Genomic DNA, 3,624 nt, shown 5'->3' with positions numbered 1-3,624 from the left:
GTTGACCCGATAGGGGCCGCGCCCGCCCTCGACGGGCCGCTCGCGCACCGCGAAGATGACCCCGTCGCCCTGGCTCAAGCTCACGACCTCGGCGCGCGACTGCATGCGCGGCCGCTGCTCGGTCAGCACGAATTCCCCGCCGGTGAAATCGCGCCCCGGCGCCGAGAGGAGGATTGCGACCTGGAGCGGAAACACGAGCGCGCCATAAATGTCCTGATGCAGGCAGTTGTAGTCGCCTGCGCAATAGCGCAGCATGAGCGGCGTCGGCCGGGTCTGCCCGGCGGCGCGACAGAGGGCGCGAAAGGCGTCGAGACCGGCCGGATAGCGCGCGTCCACGCCCATCGCTTCGCTCCAGCGGTTCGCGACCGGCGCGAGCCGGGGATAGAGGTTTTGGCGCAACGCGGCGACGACGCCGGGAAGCGGCTCGGCGAAATATTTATACTCGCCCCGGCCGAAACCGTGCCGCGCCATGACGACGGTCGAGCGAAATTTCTGGTCGTCCGGATAGAGGCCGGCGATCTCCCGACAGGCCTCCGCCGTCAGGAGGTTAGGCGCCACGGCGGCGCCGTAGGCGTCAAGGTCGCGCTCGATCGCCGCCCAGTCGAGCCGGGCGATCGTCTCAGCCAGGCCCTCATCCGGCCCTTCGGGTCCCCTTCCCCCTGAGGGGGAAGGGGCCGCCTGCAGCGCCGCGCCCCTCTCCCCCGGGGAGAGGGTGGCGGCCGAAGGCCGCCGGGCGAGGGGATGGCGCGGCTTCGCGTCTTGTTCCGCCGCCGTCACCGCGCCGCCTCCCGCTCGAGGAGTTTCCGCTTCCGCTCGACGCCCCACCGGTAGCCCGAGAGGTCGCCGTCGGTCCGCACCACGCGGTGGCAGGGGATCGCGACGGCGAGCGGATTTTTGGCGCATGCCTGACCGACGGCGCGCACGGCGCTCGGCCGGCCGAGCGCCGCGGCGATTTCAGCGTAGGTCGCCGTGCGCCCCGCGGGGATCGCGCGCAACGCCTTCCAGACCCGCTGCTGGAACGCCGTGCCGCGGATGTCGAGCGGCAGGTCGAGGACGCCGCCGGGCGCCTCGATCAGGCCCACGATCTGAGCGACCGTGCGCTCGAACCCCGCGTCGCCGCCGACAAGATCCGCGTGCGGGAAACGATCCTGAAGATCGCGCACCAGCCCCCCGGGGTCGTCGCCCATCAGGATCGCCGCGACGCCCTTGTCGGTCGCCGCGACAAGCACGGCGCCGAGGGAGGCCTCGCCAACCGCGAAGCGGATGACCTGCCCCTCCCCTCCCCGGCGCGCCGCCGTCGGCGTCATGCCGAGCCGCGCCGTCGCCGTCTCGTAGAACCGGCTCGAACTGGAAAAACCGGCGCCGTAGATCGCCTCGGTGATCGTCCCCGCCGTGCGCAGGCTTTCGTCGGCGCGCCGCGCCCGCATCTGAGCCGCGTAGGCCTTGGGCGTCACGCCGGTCACCTTCTTGAAGACGCGGTGGAAGTGGAACGGACTCAAAGCCGCCTCCTCGGCCAGCGCGGCGACGGAGGGGGCCTGCTCGGCCGCGGCGATGGTCTCACAGGCGCGCCGCACCATCGCCACATGCGGATCGGGCTCGGAGGCCCGGTCAGGCCGGCAGCGCTTGCAGGCGCGGAAGCCCGCCCGCTCCGCCTCTTCCGGCGTCGGGAAGAATGACATGTTTTCGGGCTTCGCGGGACGCGAGGCGCAGCTCGGACGGCAATAGACGCCGGTCGTCTTCACCGCGAAGACGAACGCGCCGTCGAACGCCGGGTCGCGGCGGCGGACGGCGTCCGCCATCTGCTCGGGCGTGAGAACGCGGTCGATCATGGCGGTGAACATAGGAGTTGCTCCGGGGTTTTGCTTCGGGTCCCGGTCTACGCCTTCCGCCCTTTCGTCGAACTCCGGTCTTTGCGGTCGAATTTAAGGCGCAGTAGGGCGCGGTCGACGGCCGCGTTGCAGCCCTCCCCATCCTTCCCCGGTCGGCGTGACGATGTCGATCGCCTCGCCCGCCTCCAGCCGCCGTCTGGGCGCAGCCAGGCAAACCCCCCACGCGCCCGTCGCCGCGGCGCAACGCGTTGCGGACGAATTCCCAGGGTTCGCCGCCCTTGGCGCGGGCCTTTGCAGCGTTCGCTCTCCTGTGCGTGCGCCAGCTTTCCCAGTCGCGGTTCCAGAATAATCGGGCGCCTTCATGGGTTCTCCGACGCCTTTGACTGCACGGAAGCTTGAGTGTACGATGTAAACGCGAACAGGGGGCAAGCACGTGTTCGACACGGTTGCGGGACGCTGCAGCGTCCCGCGCGGTTGCCGTCGCCCGTTAGGTCCAGGCTTTGGAGCTTTGGAGGCGAGTTTGGCGACCGGACCGATACATGCCAAGGATAACAATTTTGGCGCTTTGCGGCTCTTTTTCGCCTGCCTCGTCATCTTTCCGCATTCCCCTTCGATTCTCACCGGCAATCGTGAGTTCGAACCGCACTTCGGCCCGGCGACCTTTGGGGAAATTGCTGTCGATGGATTTTTCCTGATCAGCGGCTTTCTGATTACGAAGAGCTTCGTCCGCTCGGTCAGCGTCGTTGATTACTTCAAAAAGCGTGTCTTGAGAATATACCCGGGCTTCGTCGTCAACATCCTGCTATGCACCTTCGTGCTCGCCCCGCTTGTCGGCGCCGGATTGTCCGTATTTCAATTTCCAAACGTCGTCCAAACGCTTCTGCGCCTCTTGCTGCTGAGTTTGGCGAAACTCCCGGGCGTTTTCCCGGGCATGCCTATGCCGAGCGTCAACGGATCGGCCTGGACCATCCCTTATGAATTCCGTTGCTACATTTTGGTCGCGGCGCTGGGGCTGACCGGGGCCTACGCGCGACTGCGGGTCGGCATCCTGATCGCCGCTCTCGCCTGCCTGATCGTCAGCGCGCCTAACTTCTTGCCTGACGGCTCGGGCGCCCTCTACGTTGTCTTCGGAGGGCCGTTCCAGACCGTGCACCTCACGGGCATCTTCATGGTCGGGATGCTATTTTACCTTTATCAAGACCGCGTCGTCTACAACGGGCGTATCGCTTTGGCGGCCGCCGCGCTCCTGATCGCGTCGGCGTTCGTTCCGGCGGTGACGGAGTTTGCGCTGGCGACCTGCGGCGGCTACCTTATTTTTTGGTTCGCGCTGCATTCTCGCGTTTTGCGAATCAGCATTTTCGCCAACGAAACCGACCTATCCTACGGCATCTACCTTTACGCTTGGCCGATTCAGATAACGATCGCCTATCTGAGCCGATCAATAACGGCGTTGACGCTCTCGTTCCTCGCCCTCGTGATATCCGCAGTCTTTGCGTATTTCAGTTGGACCCTGATCGAGAAACCTGCGCTTGGTCTGGCGCACCGCGGGCGAGCGGCGCGCGTATCGGCGGCGCCCCCTCCCGCACGGGATCCGCGCGCCCGAAGATTGAGCGAAGTCGCTCCTCCCTAACTGGAAGGTCGAAGCGGTCGGCCTCTGGGGCGCCCGGTTAGGCCGAACTTCCGGTGTTTGTGAGCGCAAGTCATTGACGTGACTCGACGGGCGCATCGCGTTCTGCCTACGCGGCGATTTTGAGGCCGAGGAGATCGAAGGCGCGGGCTTGGATGGGGGTCGGTC

3 protein-coding genes are annotated in these 3,624 nt (G+C 66.7%); 1 reads left to right on the top strand and 2 read right to left on the bottom strand.

What is annotated here, in order from left to right; translation table 11 throughout:
• A partial coding sequence (locus ACLP25_RS12895; RefSeq protein WP_442469591.1) for a 2OG-Fe(II) oxygenase occupies positions 1 to 627 on the bottom strand: 627 nt, incomplete at its 3' end.
• A gap of 146 nt (positions 628 to 773) precedes the next feature.
• On the bottom strand, positions 774 to 1,841 hold the full coding sequence (ada, locus tag ACLP25_RS12890; RefSeq protein ID WP_442469590.1) for a bifunctional DNA-binding transcriptional regulator/O6-methylguanine-DNA methyltransferase Ada: 1,068 nt from the start codon (positions 1,839 to 1,841) through the stop codon (positions 774 to 776).
• 508 nt (positions 1,842 to 2,349) lie between these two features.
• On the opposite strand from ada, the gene ACLP25_RS12885 reads away from it, so the two are divergent.
• Positions 2,350 to 3,459, top strand: a complete 1,110-nt coding sequence (locus tag ACLP25_RS12885) for an acyltransferase family protein (protein ID WP_442469589.1) — start codon at positions 2,350 to 2,352, stop codon at positions 3,457 to 3,459.
• Positions 3,460 to 3,624 lie beyond the last annotated feature (165 nt).

The organism is Roseiarcus sp., assembly GCF_052145395.1.
GTDB lineage: Bacteria > Pseudomonadota > Alphaproteobacteria > Rhizobiales > Beijerinckiaceae > Roseiarcus.
This window is presented reverse-complemented; position numbering and strand designations above follow the sequence as displayed.

Excerpts from the sequence above, each read along its gene's own strand:
- ada (WP_442469590.1), bottom strand. The coding sequence starts at position 1,841 with ATGTTCACCGCCATGATCGACCGCGTTCTCACGCCCGAGCAGATGGCG.